The organism is Mesorhizobium sp. M1006, assembly GCF_040318825.1.
GTDB lineage: Bacteria > Pseudomonadota > Alphaproteobacteria > Rhizobiales > Rhizobiaceae > Mesorhizobium.
Map to the genome: position 1 here is coordinate 108,983 of NZ_JAMYMZ010000006.1, position 13,230 is coordinate 122,212.

The 13,230-nt window shown below is 61.9% G+C and carries 14 protein-coding genes and 1 pseudogene; 5 read left to right on the top strand and 10 right to left on the bottom strand.

From position 1 onward, the window contains the following. Positions 1-145 precede the first annotated feature (145 nt). From NKH60_RS07715 to NKH60_RS07725, 3 genes are read right to left on the bottom strand one after another with little or no spacing between them, the layout of a single operon-like run. Positions 146-937, bottom strand: a complete 792-nt coding sequence (locus NKH60_RS07715) for a sugar isomerase domain-containing protein (RefSeq protein WP_352871688.1) — start codon at positions 935-937, stop codon at positions 146-148. A 37-nt stretch (positions 938-974) separates the two neighbouring features. After that, positions 975-1,745 (bottom strand): GntR family transcriptional regulator, encoded by a 771-nt coding sequence (locus NKH60_RS07720; protein ID WP_352871690.1) that lies wholly within the window; start codon positions 1,743-1,745, stop codon positions 975-977. After that, a complete protein-coding gene (locus NKH60_RS07725) occupies positions 1,742-2,617 on the bottom strand; it encodes an ROK family protein (RefSeq protein ID WP_352871692.1) in 876 nt (291 codons plus the stop codon). Before NKH60_RS07725 ends, NKH60_RS07720 begins: the two co-directional genes overlap by 4 nt. Before the next feature lie 433 nt (positions 2,618-3,050). Here NKH60_RS07725 and NKH60_RS07730 point away from each other — a divergent pair, with 433 nt between their 5' ends. Genes NKH60_RS07730 through NKH60_RS07740 form a run of 3 tightly spaced genes read left to right on the top strand, consistent with a single transcriptional unit; the run spans position 3,051 to position 6,146 of the window. Next, positions 3,051-4,343 carry an ABC transporter substrate-binding protein gene (locus NKH60_RS07730; RefSeq protein WP_352871694.1) on the top strand — a complete coding sequence of 431 codons (1,293 nt, stop codon included), beginning with the start codon at positions 3,051-3,053 and terminating at the stop codon, positions 4,341-4,343. A 43-nt stretch (positions 4,344-4,386) separates the two neighbouring features. Beyond that, positions 4,387-5,277: a carbohydrate ABC transporter permease gene (locus tag NKH60_RS07735; protein ID WP_352871696.1), complete on the top strand. Its 891-nt coding sequence runs from the start codon at positions 4,387-4,389 to the stop codon at positions 5,275-5,277. Further along, positions 5,274-6,146 (top strand): carbohydrate ABC transporter permease, encoded by an 873-nt coding sequence (locus NKH60_RS07740; RefSeq protein WP_352871698.1) that lies wholly within the window; start codon positions 5,274-5,276, stop codon positions 6,144-6,146. Before NKH60_RS07735 ends, NKH60_RS07740 begins: the two co-directional genes overlap by 4 nt. Before the next feature lie 459 nt (positions 6,147-6,605). Here NKH60_RS07740 and NKH60_RS07745 read toward each other — a convergent pair whose 3' ends face one another. Next, positions 6,606-7,508, bottom strand: a complete 903-nt coding sequence (locus tag NKH60_RS07745) for a LysR family transcriptional regulator (protein ID WP_352871891.1) — start codon at positions 7,506-7,508, stop codon at positions 6,606-6,608. Between the two features lie 97 nt (positions 7,509-7,605). Here NKH60_RS07745 and NKH60_RS07750 point away from each other — a divergent pair. After that, positions 7,606-8,453: pseudogene (locus tag NKH60_RS07750) on the top strand (SDR family oxidoreductase). 59 nt (positions 8,454-8,512) lie between these two features. Further along, positions 8,513-8,935 carry a RidA family protein gene (locus NKH60_RS07755; RefSeq protein ID WP_352871700.1) on the top strand — a complete coding sequence of 141 codons (423 nt, stop codon included), beginning with the start codon at positions 8,513-8,515 and terminating at the stop codon, positions 8,933-8,935. Here NKH60_RS07755 and NKH60_RS07760 read toward each other — a convergent pair. From NKH60_RS07760 to NKH60_RS07785, 6 genes are all read right to left on the bottom strand, one after another. Beyond that, the gene (locus tag NKH60_RS07760; protein WP_352871702.1) at positions 8,883-9,392 is read right to left on the bottom strand and encodes a hypothetical protein; all 510 of its coding nucleotides are present in this window, start codon (positions 9,390-9,392) and stop codon (positions 8,883-8,885) included. The genes NKH60_RS07755 and NKH60_RS07760 overlap by 53 nt on opposite strands. Positions 9,393-9,630: 238 nt before the next feature. After that, complete coding sequence (locus NKH60_RS07765; RefSeq protein WP_352871704.1) at positions 9,631-9,867, bottom strand: aspartate/glutamate racemase family protein; 237 nt, start codon at positions 9,865-9,867, stop codon at positions 9,631-9,633. Next, the gene (locus NKH60_RS07770) at positions 9,848-9,973 is read right to left on the bottom strand and encodes a hypothetical protein (protein WP_352871706.1); all 126 of its coding nucleotides are present in this window, start codon (positions 9,971-9,973) and stop codon (positions 9,848-9,850) included. Before NKH60_RS07770 ends, NKH60_RS07765 begins: the two co-directional genes overlap by 20 nt. A 29-nt stretch (positions 9,974-10,002) precedes the next feature. Continuing rightward, positions 10,003-11,235 carry a MalY/PatB family protein gene (locus NKH60_RS07775; RefSeq protein ID WP_352871708.1) on the bottom strand — a complete coding sequence of 411 codons (1,233 nt, stop codon included), beginning with the start codon at positions 11,233-11,235 and terminating at the stop codon, positions 10,003-10,005. Positions 11,236-11,297: 62 nt separating this feature from the next. Then, positions 11,298-12,077 (bottom strand): amino acid ABC transporter ATP-binding protein, encoded by a 780-nt coding sequence (locus NKH60_RS07780; RefSeq protein ID WP_502907739.1) that lies wholly within the window; start codon positions 12,075-12,077, stop codon positions 11,298-11,300. Between the two features lie 12 nt (positions 12,078-12,089). Then, complete coding sequence (locus NKH60_RS07785; RefSeq protein WP_352871712.1) at positions 12,090-13,229, bottom strand: amino acid ABC transporter permease; 1,140 nt, start codon at positions 13,227-13,229, stop codon at positions 12,090-12,092. Position 13,230: the final 1 nt, after the last annotated feature.

The following is a 13,230-nucleotide window of genomic DNA, read 5'->3' on the forward strand; positions in this document are numbered from 1 at the left end:
CGGTTCCGGCCGCGGCCGGTCGAAGGATACGCGACGACCTGAAGGTCGGCTGCTGGCGGATTTGTCGAAAACGTCCTCGGCCAAACCATTCAAGCGGCTTGCCTAGAACACTACGTCCTAGTGTTTTGCGTGCCCTCCCCGGTTGTCAGTCGCCGCGCATGGTCGCCTGGAACGTCGGCAGATGCTTCCTTTGTGCCTCGAGCATTTTCTCGCGATAGACGCCATAGATGACGTCGGTGTCGTGCAGTGTGACGCCGGCAATTGTCGGCGAGGCAAAAACCGGCAGTTCGATGCCGCGTTTCGAAAGCGCCTCGGCGGTGCGGGCGATCAGCTCATGCGCCAGGATCATGGCAAGCACGGTCGACGAACCGGAGACCGGCCGGCTCCAGCCCTCGACCGGCACGATGGCATCCTCGATCGGCGAGCAGGTGTCGATGACAAGGTCGGCGGCATCGGCAAGCCGTTTGCCGGAAGAGTGCGTCGCCGGCTTGTCGAGATTGTTCTTGCTAGTTATCGCAACGACGAAGATGCCGCGTTTTTTCGCATAGAGCGCGGTGTCGATGCCGGACGAATTGCGGCCGCTGTGGCCAAAGATGATGATCGAATCGCCTTTGTTCAGCGGCTGGTGATCGAGGAATTTCTCGGCGTATTTCTCGGTCCGCTCCAGCCACAGAAGTTCGCGCACGCCGCCGGCGCCGAGCACGTTATGCCACATGACACGCGGGTCGGTCAGCGGATTGAAGCCGATATAGCTGCCGTAGCGCGGAAACACTTCCTGGACCGGCAACACCGAGTGGCCCGAGCCGTAAAGATGAACCAACCCCCCGCTCTCGAGCGTGTCGGCAAAGCGGCTGGCCGCTTCGCCAAAGGCTTCGGCATTGGCTTTCGAGGCCTGTTCGATGAGGGCGGCAAGGCGAGGTATGTAGAGATCGGACACGTCGGTACTCCTGTTATGTGTCGGCTTCGGTAATGGCTCAGCTTCTTGCGGTTGGCGCGGCGCGACCGGCACGCAGCGTCGAGCGGATTTCGTAGCGGTCGCCGCGCATCACCGAGACGGTGAATTCGAACGGGCCACGCTCGTCGGTGGTGATGCGCTCGACCACGAATGCGGGGCTCCCCGCAGGCAGATCGAGCAACTCGGCATCCGCCGTCCCGACCGCGCCAACACGGTAGTTTTCGCGCGCCGCGACCGGCACGATGCCGTAATGGCGTTCCAACGCTTCGTAGAGCGAGCCCTGCAACAGGCCGGCATCGAGAAAGCCGGGCACGCGCGCGGCCGAGAGTTGCGCAGTCTGAATACCGATCGGTTCGTTGTTGCCAAGCCTGAGCCGCCGGATGCGCACCACCGGGTCGCCCTCTTCGATCTCCAGCGCTCCGGCCGCGGCGGCATTGGCGGTGGTCAGGCTGCAGTCGAGCAAGCGCGAGCCGGCGACCACGCCCATATTGCCCATTTCCTGCGTGAAGCTGGTGAGTTCGCGGGTGCCGGCGACCAGCGTGGTGGAGCGCACGAAGGTGCCACGGCCATGTTCGCGCCTGAGCAGCCCGTGCTCTTCCAGATTGCGCAGCGCGTGGCGCAGCGTGATGCGGCTCACCCCGAACAGGGCGCACAGTCTGTCTTCGGCCGGAATCTGGTCGCCGGTCGCCCAATCGCCACTCTTGACGATGGCGCGGATGGCCTCTTCCACCTGATACCAGAGCGGCTCGGGTCTTCGGCGGTCCGGTTGCTGAAAGCTCACTTGGCTCATCTAATCTGCCTCCACTGTGCTCCGGCGAGACCGGCCAGCGAGGCGCCGACGAGACCGGCGCGGGAGCCGAATTCGCCGGACCGCAGCACGACATCGCGCAGATGCGGCGGCAGCTGACGCCGCAATGCCGCAAGCAGCGGCGGCCCTACCACGTCCAGCGCATCGGCAAGCCCGCCGGAAATCAGGACCGCCTGGGTGTCAAGCAGCGCGACCGCACCCGCCAAGGCAGTGCCCAGCCGGCGCGCCGGCAGCTCCAAGGCGTCAAGTGCGGCCGTGTTGCCAGCCCGGGCCGCCTCGACCAGCCTGCCGCCATTGGCCAGCCCGATCTGGCGCGCCGCGGCGTCGAACGCCCGCCCGGAAGCGAAGCGCTCCAGCCAGCCGCTGCGGTCCTCGCCTTCATCCTCGATGTCGGCGCAGGCCCAGCCGAATGAGCAGGCGCCGCCACGTACGCCGGCGACGATGTGGTTATTGACCAGAACGGCGGAGCCGATACCGGTGCCGATCGCCAGCAGGATGGCATCGGACAGGCCTTTTGCGGCACCTTCGACCGCTTCGGCCAGCATGGCGACCTGCGAGTCATTGCCAACGGCAACGCGCAGACGAGGAAACAAGGCCGCGATGTCGATGCCGTCGAGATAGGGCAGGTTCGGAATCCAGCGGCAGACCGAGCCCTCGACAAGCCCCGGCACCGCTAAGCCAAGTGCCTCGACCGGACCGGCCTCGGCGCGCAACGCACCGACGCGGGCGACGAAGGCATCAAGACTTGCTGGTGCGGGCTCGCGGCTGAGCATCTCCAGCCAGCGAACATCGCCGGTATGGATAGCGGCGCGCAAGTTGGTGCCGCCAAGATCGATGGCCAGAACGCGTGTCATCGAGAGCGACTCCGACTGGCTGCCGCCCGGTCCTCGGAGCGCCAGTTCCATGACGCCACGGCGTCGTCGGCTCTGGTCGGCAGTGCGGTCCAGACTCCGGTGCACGCGGCGCCAAAGCCGATCGGGCTGAGCGCAGCGTGTCGATGAACCATGCTCCGTCTCCCATTCGACATCGGCATCCTTTGCAGCGGCTCAGTGTCATTATAACGACATGACTTCGATCGCAAGAGGTTTTGGGGATAGCCAGCAGTTAGAAACAGCTCGAGCCATCGTATCTAAACTCCTGTTTATGATATGTGATATCTCTTCACAAAATCGGAGTAAGAAAACGCCGCAACGCCGGCAGGAGCTCTCCACGAAGATAGCGCTTGCATCGTTGCTTCGGGTTGTCATAACGTCATGGACATCGCTGTGTGGCTATGCGGAGGGTCGGATGTCTTTGGCTTGGATTTCGAAACTGGCACTTGCTGCAGGGTTGTTGGCCTCGCCCACCATTGGTTGGGCGCAATCGGTCAACATCTCCTATCTGACCCACTGGTCGCCCGAAACGGTCGCTTTGCTGGACGCCGCGGCCAAGGACTATGCCAAGAGCAATCCGGATGTGACCGTCACCGTGCGCGCCGTCCCCTTCGGCGATCTCCTCACGACACTGCGTTCCCAGGGCGGCAGCTCGGACGGGCCGACGATCGGCGGCATCTATGATTTGTGGCTGCCCGAACTGGCGCGAGACAAGCTGGTCGCGCCGGCCCCCGATGCAGTTGCCGGCGAGGTCAAGAGTGCGTGGCCGGCCGGTGTCGTCAGTGCAGCCTCTGTTGGCGCCACGCTTTACGGCATTCCAAACGAGATCGACGTCTACGCGCTGAACTACAACAAGGAGCTGTTCAAACGGGCAGGCATTACAGCCGCGCCGAAGACCTGGTCCGAATTGAAGGATGCGGCCCAGAAGCTGACCAGGAAAGATGCCGGCCAGCAAGGCTTCGGCCTGATCAATTCCTGGGCGGCGGGCGTCGTCCATCCCTTCGCCTCGCTGCTGGTCTCCAATGGCGGCGAGCTGGTCAAGGACGGCAAACCGATGCTCGACAGTCCTCAAGCCGGTGAGACTTTCCAGCTTTACGAGGACCTGATCAAGTCCGGCGCCAGCGATCCGGCGATGGCCACGGCCGACGCCAACACAACCGGCCCCTTCCTCGACAATTTCGTCTCCGGCAAGACTGGCATGATCATCATGGCCAACTGGTGGGAAAGCGCATTGAAGAGCGGCATGGGCGACAAGTTCTCCAATATCGCCACCGCACCCATCCCGGTCGGTCCGAGCGGCGACAAGCCGCACTCGATCTCCTATTCATGGATGACCGTCGTCAACGCCAATGCCGGTCAGGCCGAGCAAAAAGCGGCATGGGATTTCCTGGTATGGCTGAACAGTCCGAAGTCCGGCAAGAACGGCGCATCGGCAATGTCGGATATTCTGATGTCGATGGGCATCCTGCCGACGCGGACCTCCGACATCGAAGCCCATAAGGACAAGCTCGGTTCCGAGTTCCTGTCCGGCTATGTCAGCGTGCTTGTCGACGCCAAGCCCTTCCCTGTCGTCCCGGGCGGCCAGGAGTTCAGCGAATCGCTGCAGCAGACGCTCGAGGCGTTGCAGTATGGGCAGCTCTCGGCCAAGGATGCGCAGGCGAACGCGCAGGCCGATGCCGTCTCGATCCTGGAGCGTGCCGCCAAATAGCGAAGGCGCTGTTTGGAGAGCCCGACGCTTTGGAAGCAGAGCGATGATCAAGACCTATCGTGCCTCGGCGGGCATCATGCTGGCGCCTGCCGTGACACTGATCGGCGTTTTCATCCTGCTGCCGATGCTGCTCACCATCTGGCTGTCATTCCAGGACTGGTCGACGCAGACGCCTTTTTCCAATGCGAGCTTCATCGGCTTCGATAATTTTCGCGAAATATTCGGGCCGACCTCGGTCGGGCGGGATTTCAAGCGAGCGCTGCTCAACACCGCCATCTACACGGCATTATCGGTGATGCTCATCCTACCCCTTTCGGTAGTGTTCGGCTTGATGGTCCACCAGCGCAATGTCGCAGGCGGTACGGCGCTGCGGACCGTGTTGTTTTCCACCTACATGGTGCCGATGATCGCCGTGACGCTGGTCTGGTCGAAGCTCTATTCGCCGAGCGAGGGGCCGCTCAACCAGGTGCTCGGTCTCGCCGGCATCGGCCCGCAACTCTGGTTGTCCTCGCCAAGATCGGCGTTGATCTCGATCGTCGTCCTCAATGTCTGGCAGCAGATCGGCTATTTTACGGTGCTGGCCGTTGCCGGGCTGACCCAGATCCCAGGCAGTCTTTACGAGGCGGCGACGCTTGACGGCGCCAACCGGCGCGAACAGTTCCGCTTCATTACCTTGCCGCTATTGAGCCGCACGCTCTTGTTCAGCGCCGTCATTGCCATCATCAACGCCGTGCAAGTGTTCGAGCCGGTGGCGCTGATCACCCAAGGCGGGCCGGTCGGCTCGACCAACGTGCTGACCTACCATATCCGCCGAGTCGGCATCGAGCGCGCACAAGGCGGGCTGGGCTCGGCCATGGCAGTGATGCTGATGCTGTCGCTGATCGTCATTGTATGTGCGCTGTTTGCATTCGCCAACCGGAAGGATGGCGAATGAGCGCGCCGGGCCGCTCAGCATCGAGCCGGTTGGCGCGCAAACGCCTGGCGGGCCGCAGAGCACTGCTCGCCACGCTGATGCTGCTGGTTGCCGTGGCCTCCGCCTTCCCGCTGTTGTGGATGGTGCTCTCCAGCCTGAAAACGCCGGCCGAAACCATGCAGGTGCCGCCGGTGTGGATACCGCGCACGCCGACCCTCGAAGCGTACGAGAACGTGTCCGGCGTCATCAATGTCGGCCGCTCGATGTGGAATTCGCTCGTGATCGCCACGATCACCACCGCCGGCATTCTGGTCACCAGCATGATGGCTGGCTACGCCTTCGCCAAGCATCACTTTCCCGGCCGCTCACTGCTGTTTTCGGTGCTGATCGCCACCATGTTCCTGCCGCCGATCGTCACGCTGATCCCGCTTTACCGTCTCGTCGGATCAATCGGCCTGAACGCCAGCCTTGCCGGCATCATCGTGCCCAATCTCGCCAATGCGTTCGGCATTTTCCTGATGCGCCAGTTCATAGCCGGCGTGCCCGACGATCTGATCGACGCAGCACGGATGGATGGAGCGTCGGAACTCCTGATCCTGTTCAAGATCGTCGCGCCGAGCGTGGCGCCGGCAATCGCGGCACTGGCGCTGTTTGCCTTCGTCTATCACTGGAATAGCTATCTCTGGCCGCTGACAGTTTTGCAGGGCGATGCGGAGGACTATCCGATTGTCATCAGCCTGAGCCGCCTGCTCAGCTATAACAGAGGCGCCCTCAATACAGGACTGGTCATGGCCGGCGCCACGCTTGCTGTGCTGCCGCCACTGGTGCTCTTCGTCTTCCTGCAGCGCTTCTTCGTGGATTCGATCGTCGGCTCGGCGATCAAGGGGTAGCGTCGGCGGGACTGCCGGCATCCGTCTGGCTGTCATCGGGACGCGCTGGTGCGCTGAACGGAGCTAAGCAGATGACCGCGTTCTGAGAGCCATCAGTTCATCAGTACAACTGGCCGCGAATGCCTCCACCACGTTAGCTGCAACTAGTGAATCGCACGCTTGGTACCCGCCCCAGGCCGTTTTCACAGCTCCCAGAAAAGCGGCGCGGCCCTGCTCGTTTGCAGACGTTCGGAAGGTCACGGGAAGGTAGTGATTGGACCCTACGTTTAACGGTGACCTGCCTCATGTCGGGAAACTAGCCCCGATCGAGGAATTTGCGCCCCCGCGAGAAGCTCTCGCTCGAATAGTTGCTCGAACTCATGCGACGCGAGCTGGGTCAGAGCAGGACCGCGATCTTCAGCTGTTCGCTTCGCCCCGCTGCGGCTGTTCCGCGCGAGGGCGTCGGCTTCGTTGATCTGGTTAGGGTTCTTTCTTCCGCAGGTCCTTTACAACATCGAGAAAAGCCCGCAGGGCGGGCGGCACGGCTCGATGTCCGGGGTAGTAGACCGCAACTTCTTCCGGTGCTGGCGTCCACGCGGTCAGGACCTTGCGTAGCCGGCCATCGGACAACGCCGCTTCGGCGGCCCAATCCGCCACATAGGCGATGCCCAGACCCTCTATTGCGGCTTCGACCATTAGTTCCTCGTCATCAAGGACGATGGGGCCGTTTGCCCCGATCACCAGTTCCTGGCCTGCGCGTTCGAACTCCCATCGATAGAGCTTTCCGCTGGGCATACGGTGGCCGATGCAATGGTGGCGTTGCAATTCCTCGGGCGTTCCCGGCTCCCCGAAGCGATCGAGATAGGCGGGCGACGCGATACAGATGAACGTCAACGCGTGTGCAAACGGCACGGCGATCATGTCTTTGGGAATCGATGTGATGAGGCGTACGCCGGCATCGAACCCGCTGGACACGATATCGATGAGCCGCCCCTCGACGACGATGTCCACGGTCACGTCCGGATGGCGCTTCGCCATCTGCGGAAGGACCCAGCGAACGAGAAGCCCGGCCACTAATCGCGGTGCGTTGATGCGGACCGTTCCTGCGACATTGCCCCGGAACCCCGCGACGCTGTCGAGTGCCTCGTCCAGCGAGGCGAGCGCCGGCTGAAGACGGTCGAGCAACCGGAACCCGGCTTCTGTCGGCGAGACGCTGCGTGTGGTGCGGTTCAGAAGTCGCACGCCCATGCGTTCCTCGAGCGCACGCATCGCATGGCTCAATGTGGAAGGTGCCGTGCCGATCTCGTCCGCTGCGCGGCGGAAGCTACGGTGTGTGGCAACGGCGACGAAGGCGGTGAGATCGTTGAGCGACGGGCGGGGCATTGATGGGGATTTTGCATTGTCCCATGCCGATTTCAACGGCTAATGCGCGCAATGCGATTGCCCTATCTCCTGCCTGCATCAATTGGAGAAATGAGAAATGGAAAAGACCTGGCTCATACGGGTGTGTCTTCTGGTCTAGGCCGGCTGCTGGCGGAGAAGACCCTGATCAGGGGAGACCGCGTCGTCGGTGCCAGCCGCAGCGAGGACGCACTTCCCGACTTGCGTGCAAGTTACCCCGAACGGCTCCGCATCGTCGCAATGGACCTCAAGGACCAGAGCTCGGTCCGCGCCGCGGTCGACCGGGCCTTCGCGGCATCCGCTCGGATCGACATCGTCATCAGCAATGCTGGCTATGGCCTGCTCGGCGCGGCTGAAGAGGCTGGCGATGTGCAGGTTCGGGACATCATCGACACCAATCTCATCGGCTCGATCACGCTCATCCAGGCGGCGTTGCCGCATCTGCGCAGCCAGGGTGGTGGTCGGATTCTACAGGTATCGAGCGAGGGAGGCCAGATCGCCTATCCGGCTTTCAGCCTCTATCACGCGACCAAGTGGGGGATCGAGGGGTTCGTCGAATCGGTGGCGCAGGAGGCTGCTCCCTTCGGCATCGAATTCAGCCTTGTGGAACCCGGGCCGGCGCGGACCGGGTTCGGCGGCAATCTCGCGCGGACCAAGCCGCTCGCGGCCTATGAGGGAACACCCGCCGGTCAGATCCGCGAGGCGCTGGGCGTCTCATGGGTGATCAAGGGCGACCCCGACCGCATGACGGACGCAATGATCAGGCTTGCCGATCAGGATGCTCCGCTCCCGAAACGGCTGGTGCTCGGTGCCGAGGCCTATGCCGGCATCCGCAAGGCACTCGGCGGACGCATCGAGGAGCTCGACCGGCAGAATGACATCGCGGTTGCGGCGGATTTCACAGACGAGGAGTTGGCGCGGCTGTGACCCCCGGGTCCGGCCCGCTGCTCGTGCCCACCTCTTATCAAGACAGAAAGGAACTTGAGATGCCTACACGTGACGCCGTCTACCCGGCCAACCGGCACGCGTTATACGATATCCACCGCTATTCCGCAGCCATTCGGTCCGGCGATCTTCTCTTCGTGTCGGGTCAGGTCGGGAGCCGTGAGGACGGCTCGCCCGAGGCCGTATTCGAGGATCAGGTTCGACGGGCCTTCGCCAATCTGCGCGCGGTCTTAGCGGCCGCCGGGTGCAGCTTCGACGACGTCGTCGACGTCACAACGTTCCACACCAACCCGGACGAACAGATCGAGACAGTTCTGGCCGTCCGAGCGGAAGAAATCGGTGCACCTCCCTACCCGAACTGGACCGCAGTGGGCGTCAATTGGCTTGCGGGCTTCGATTTCGAGATCAAGGTCATCGCCCGCATCCCTTCGACGACGAGCAGCCAGCCGGCGGACAAGCGCTGATCGCTCGCCCTGCAGTTCTGTATTGGCTATTTGGGGCCGAAGGCAGCCTGTGAGCTTTGTGTCCGGAGCGGAGATAGCTGACCTCCACCTGCGAGAACCGAGGTCGTGAACTGACCAAACAGATTAGGTTCGTTCGGTCAGCGTACCGCAAGGGAATCTCGCAGCCTGTTGTGTATCTTGGCTTTCTAAAGTTCGAGAGAGGTGCTGAAGGTCGAGAACTCTTCATCTGTGATCGGGACCACGTGCTGCGGCTCGGGTAAGCGCCCGTCTGCACGTCGGATACGAGCTCGCGATAGGCGGCAATACGCTCGCGTTGCAGCCGCTCATATTCGGCGCCGAAGTTGCGGTAGGTCTTGGCGTGGCGCGGCCTGTGGTCAGCGGTGTGGCCAGGCATGTCCTCGCTGAACAAATACTGCGCGTCGGCATTTGGGCCGGCGCTCGTGCCGAGCATGATCATCGGTGTATTCCGGGTGATCAGTTCGGCGACCGGTCGGAGACCACCTCCAGCTCGGCGCCAAAGCAGCCTATGCCTCCACCTTCGCGTATGAGCCCCGAAATTCGTTCGGAGGCACCACTTTCAGATCTCTCCAACTCGAGGACCGGGATGTCGGAGGCAAGAACGCGCCGGAAGCGACGGGAGAACCCGTAACGGCGAATGTTGTCTTCAATCAGTCGCGCGGAACGCGACAGAGTGGTCACGACACAGAAGCTGTGAGCGACAAGGCTGACGGATGAAGCGAAGCCTTGCCTATACCGATGACGGGCTTGGTAGCGATGGCCCTTTCCGCGTCGAGACCCGTATCGTCTAAGCAGGCAATGATACGGGCGTCGACATTGTCCATGTCCGCCGCGACCACCTGCTTGAGCAGGCCCGCTACGGAGAGTGCACCGTCAAATGGCCCTTCGATCGCTTCAGGTCCAGCCGTTGGCATGCATGCCCACTATCTTCGTCCCCGGATCCGGCGCCGCCATGGCGGCTGCGACGATCCCGCTGGTCATCGAAGCGGTCGTGTTGGGATTGATGATGGCAATTCGCATTCGGGGCATCTTGGCTTGGTTCCGCTCAGTCACAAGGATGCCAGCGCGCTGGACATCCGCTCCAGCCCTCGGCGCAGCAGAGGACGCGGGCAGCCGACATTCAGGCGGATGAAACCTTCGCCGCCAGGCCCATAGACGCGGCCGTCATACAGATTGACCCCGGCCTGATCGACAAAGAACTTCTGAATTCCACCCACTCTACGATCGAGCGCACACGCGTCCAACCACACCAGAAACGATGCGTCGGGCCGCATGGGCGTAATGCCTGGAAGGTATTCGCCGGCGAAGTCACAAACCAGATCAATGTTGCTGGCGATGTAGGATGTGAGTTGATCGAGCCAGGGCGCGCCGGTGCTGTAGGCAACCTCCAGGGCCAGGCGGCCGAAAAAGTTTGCATTTACCATGAATGAGGCCTGCATCGCGGCAAGAAGCTGCTCGCGGCGCTTTTTGCTCGCCACCGCAATGGTTGCCGAAGGCACCCCGGCGAGGTTGAAAGTCTTCGTCGGAGCGGTGCAGATGAACGACTTCTCCGCGGCATCGTCCGAGATGGAGGAGAAGACGATGTGCGGGTGGTCCGACAACCTTATGTCGCAGTGAATGTCGTCGGATATGACCAAAATCCCATGGCGCTCACAAATGTCGTTCAGCGCTGTCAATTCTTCGAGTGTCCAGGCCATTCCGGCAGGATTGTGAGGATTGCACAGCAGGAACACCTTGGCGCCGCCGGCCGCCAGTTTCTCGAAGTCTTCCAGATCGAGTTCATACCTGTTGTTTTGCAGCCTCAGCTGGTTCGTGAGCAGAATCCGGCCATTTCCCTGAACCACTTCGAAATAGGGCGAGTATACGGGTGACTGAACGATGATGCCGTCACCAGGCTTCGTGAAGGTTCGCAGTATCGCAGCGACCGACGGCATGATCGCCGGCGCGGGGAGCAGGGTCTCCAGCATCGGCGACCAGTTGTGCCGGCGTGTGAACCACGATTGCACGATCTCATAGTGGCGCGGATCGCGGCGTGTGTAGCCGTAAATGCCATGGTCCGCGGCCTCGCGCAGCCGCGCGATGACGGTTTCCGGAGCACGGAAATCCATATCCGCCGTCCATAGGGACAGCAGGTCCTGGCCTTGCACCTGAGGAGAGAACTCGTCCCACTGGTTGGCCCATTTGACGGATCCGAATTGCTGGCGGTCGTGGATTTGGTCGAACTCAATTCTCGGAATATTTCGTTGCCCAACCGCCGATGCGGGCGTGTCTGCACAAGCCATGTGATAATCACCTGAAAAAATCTATTGCCACGGCCGCGGCCGCTTTGCCTCTGCGGACGGCCCTACTTGAGGATTTGCGCCAGAAACTGCCGCGCCCGTTCCGACCTAGAGTTGGTGAAGAACTGATGGGGCGTGTTGGTCGCGACGATCTCCCCGCAGTCCATGAACACCACGCGATCGGCCACCTCCCGTGCGAAGCCCATCTCATGCGTCACGCACAGCATCGTCATGCCCTCGCTGGCGAGCGACACCATCGTGTCGAGCACCTCCTTGACCATCTCCGGATCGAGGGCAGAGGTTGGCTCGTCGAAGAGCACGATCTTCGGGTTCATGCAGAGAGCCCGGGCAATTGCAGCACGTTGCTGCTGGCCACCCGACAGCTGACCCGGGTAGCTGTCCGCCTTTTCCGCAATTCTGACGCGCTCCAGATAATGGCGCGCCAATTCCTCGGCCGCCATCCGCGGCATGTTTCTCACCCACACCGGCGCAAGGGTGCAATTCTCAAGCACCGTAAGATGGGGAAACAGATTGAAGTGCTGGAAAACCATGCCGACGTTGCTGCGAACTTCGTCGCTCTTGCGCAGATCCCCGGTCACCGCTTTGCCGTCGACGATGATCTCGCCCGACTGATGCTTCTCGAGATGGTTGACGCACCGGATCATCGTCGATTTGCCCGACCCCGAGGGGCCGCAGATCACAATGCGCTGCCCCTGTGGCACCGACAGGTTGATGTTCCTGAGCGCATGGTATGAACCGAACCATTTGTTGACGTCACGCAGTTCAATGGCCATCGCCTTGTTGAAGGGCTGTCCCTTCGTCGATGCGTACATTGGTTGTGGCATCATCGTCGCGTCCTAAGATTTGTGGCCGCGCGCCAATTGGCGCTCCATCGATTGCGAGTAACGGGACATGCCGAAGCAAAAGCCCCAGTAGACCAGTCCCGCAAAGAGGTAGCCGGTTGATGAGATCGTCGGGCCTGCCCAGTTCGGATCGATGCGCGCCGTTTCGATGGCTTTCAGGAAATCCGCGATGCCGACGATGGCGACCAGAGTCGTGTCTTTGAACAGACCGATGAAGGTGGAGACGATGCTCGGTATGACGATCGTCAACGCCTGGGGGAGGACGATCAGGCGCATTATGTCGAAGTAGCTGATCCCAAGCGCCTTCGCCGCCTCGTATTGGCCCTTCGGGATCGCCTGAAGGCCGGCCCTCACAACTTCGGCCATATAGGCGGACGAGAACAGCGCTATCGCCATGAGCGGGCGCAGGAGACGATCAGGCGTCAGATAGTCCGGGACGAAGAGCGGCATCATGAAGTTCGCCATGAACAATACCGTGATAAACGGCACCCCCCGGACGACTTCGATGAATGTGACGCAAACCGCCTTGACGAAAGGGAGTTCGGACCTGCGTCCAAGCGCCAGGATAACCCCGATCGGAAGCGAGAAGACGATGCCCACAATCGACATCAGCAACGTGATCAGGAGACCGCCCCAGAGCGTCGTATCGATGACAGACAAATGGAGCCAGGCGACCCCGCGAACCAGAACGAACGCGGCAACGGGGTAGACAAGGAAGAATAGCAACGCCGCCACTTTGCGCCGCGGAGCCTTCGTCCACAGGAGCCAAACGATGAGGATGGCGCCGATAGCTTGTGCGAGATCAACGCGCCACCGCTCGGAAGCCGGGTACGCGCCGTATCGCAGGTAGTCGAACTTCTCGGCAATGAAAGGCCAGCAAGCTCCTTGGCTGTTCGTGCGGCAAGCCTCGCGACCGCCGCTCCAGACCGCGTCGAAGATCGCAAAGCTCAGAAAGTGACGCAGCAGCCACACGGCGAAGAGGAGAAAGCATATTGTCAGCGCGCCTGAAGACGGCGTCGAAAACAGATTCTTTTTCATCCAGGTCACTGGACCCGGCCAAACGTCAGCGGGGGGCGCCATCGCTGGTATGAGCGCGCTGCTGACAACTGGCGAATGCATGGACTGATCGCTCATG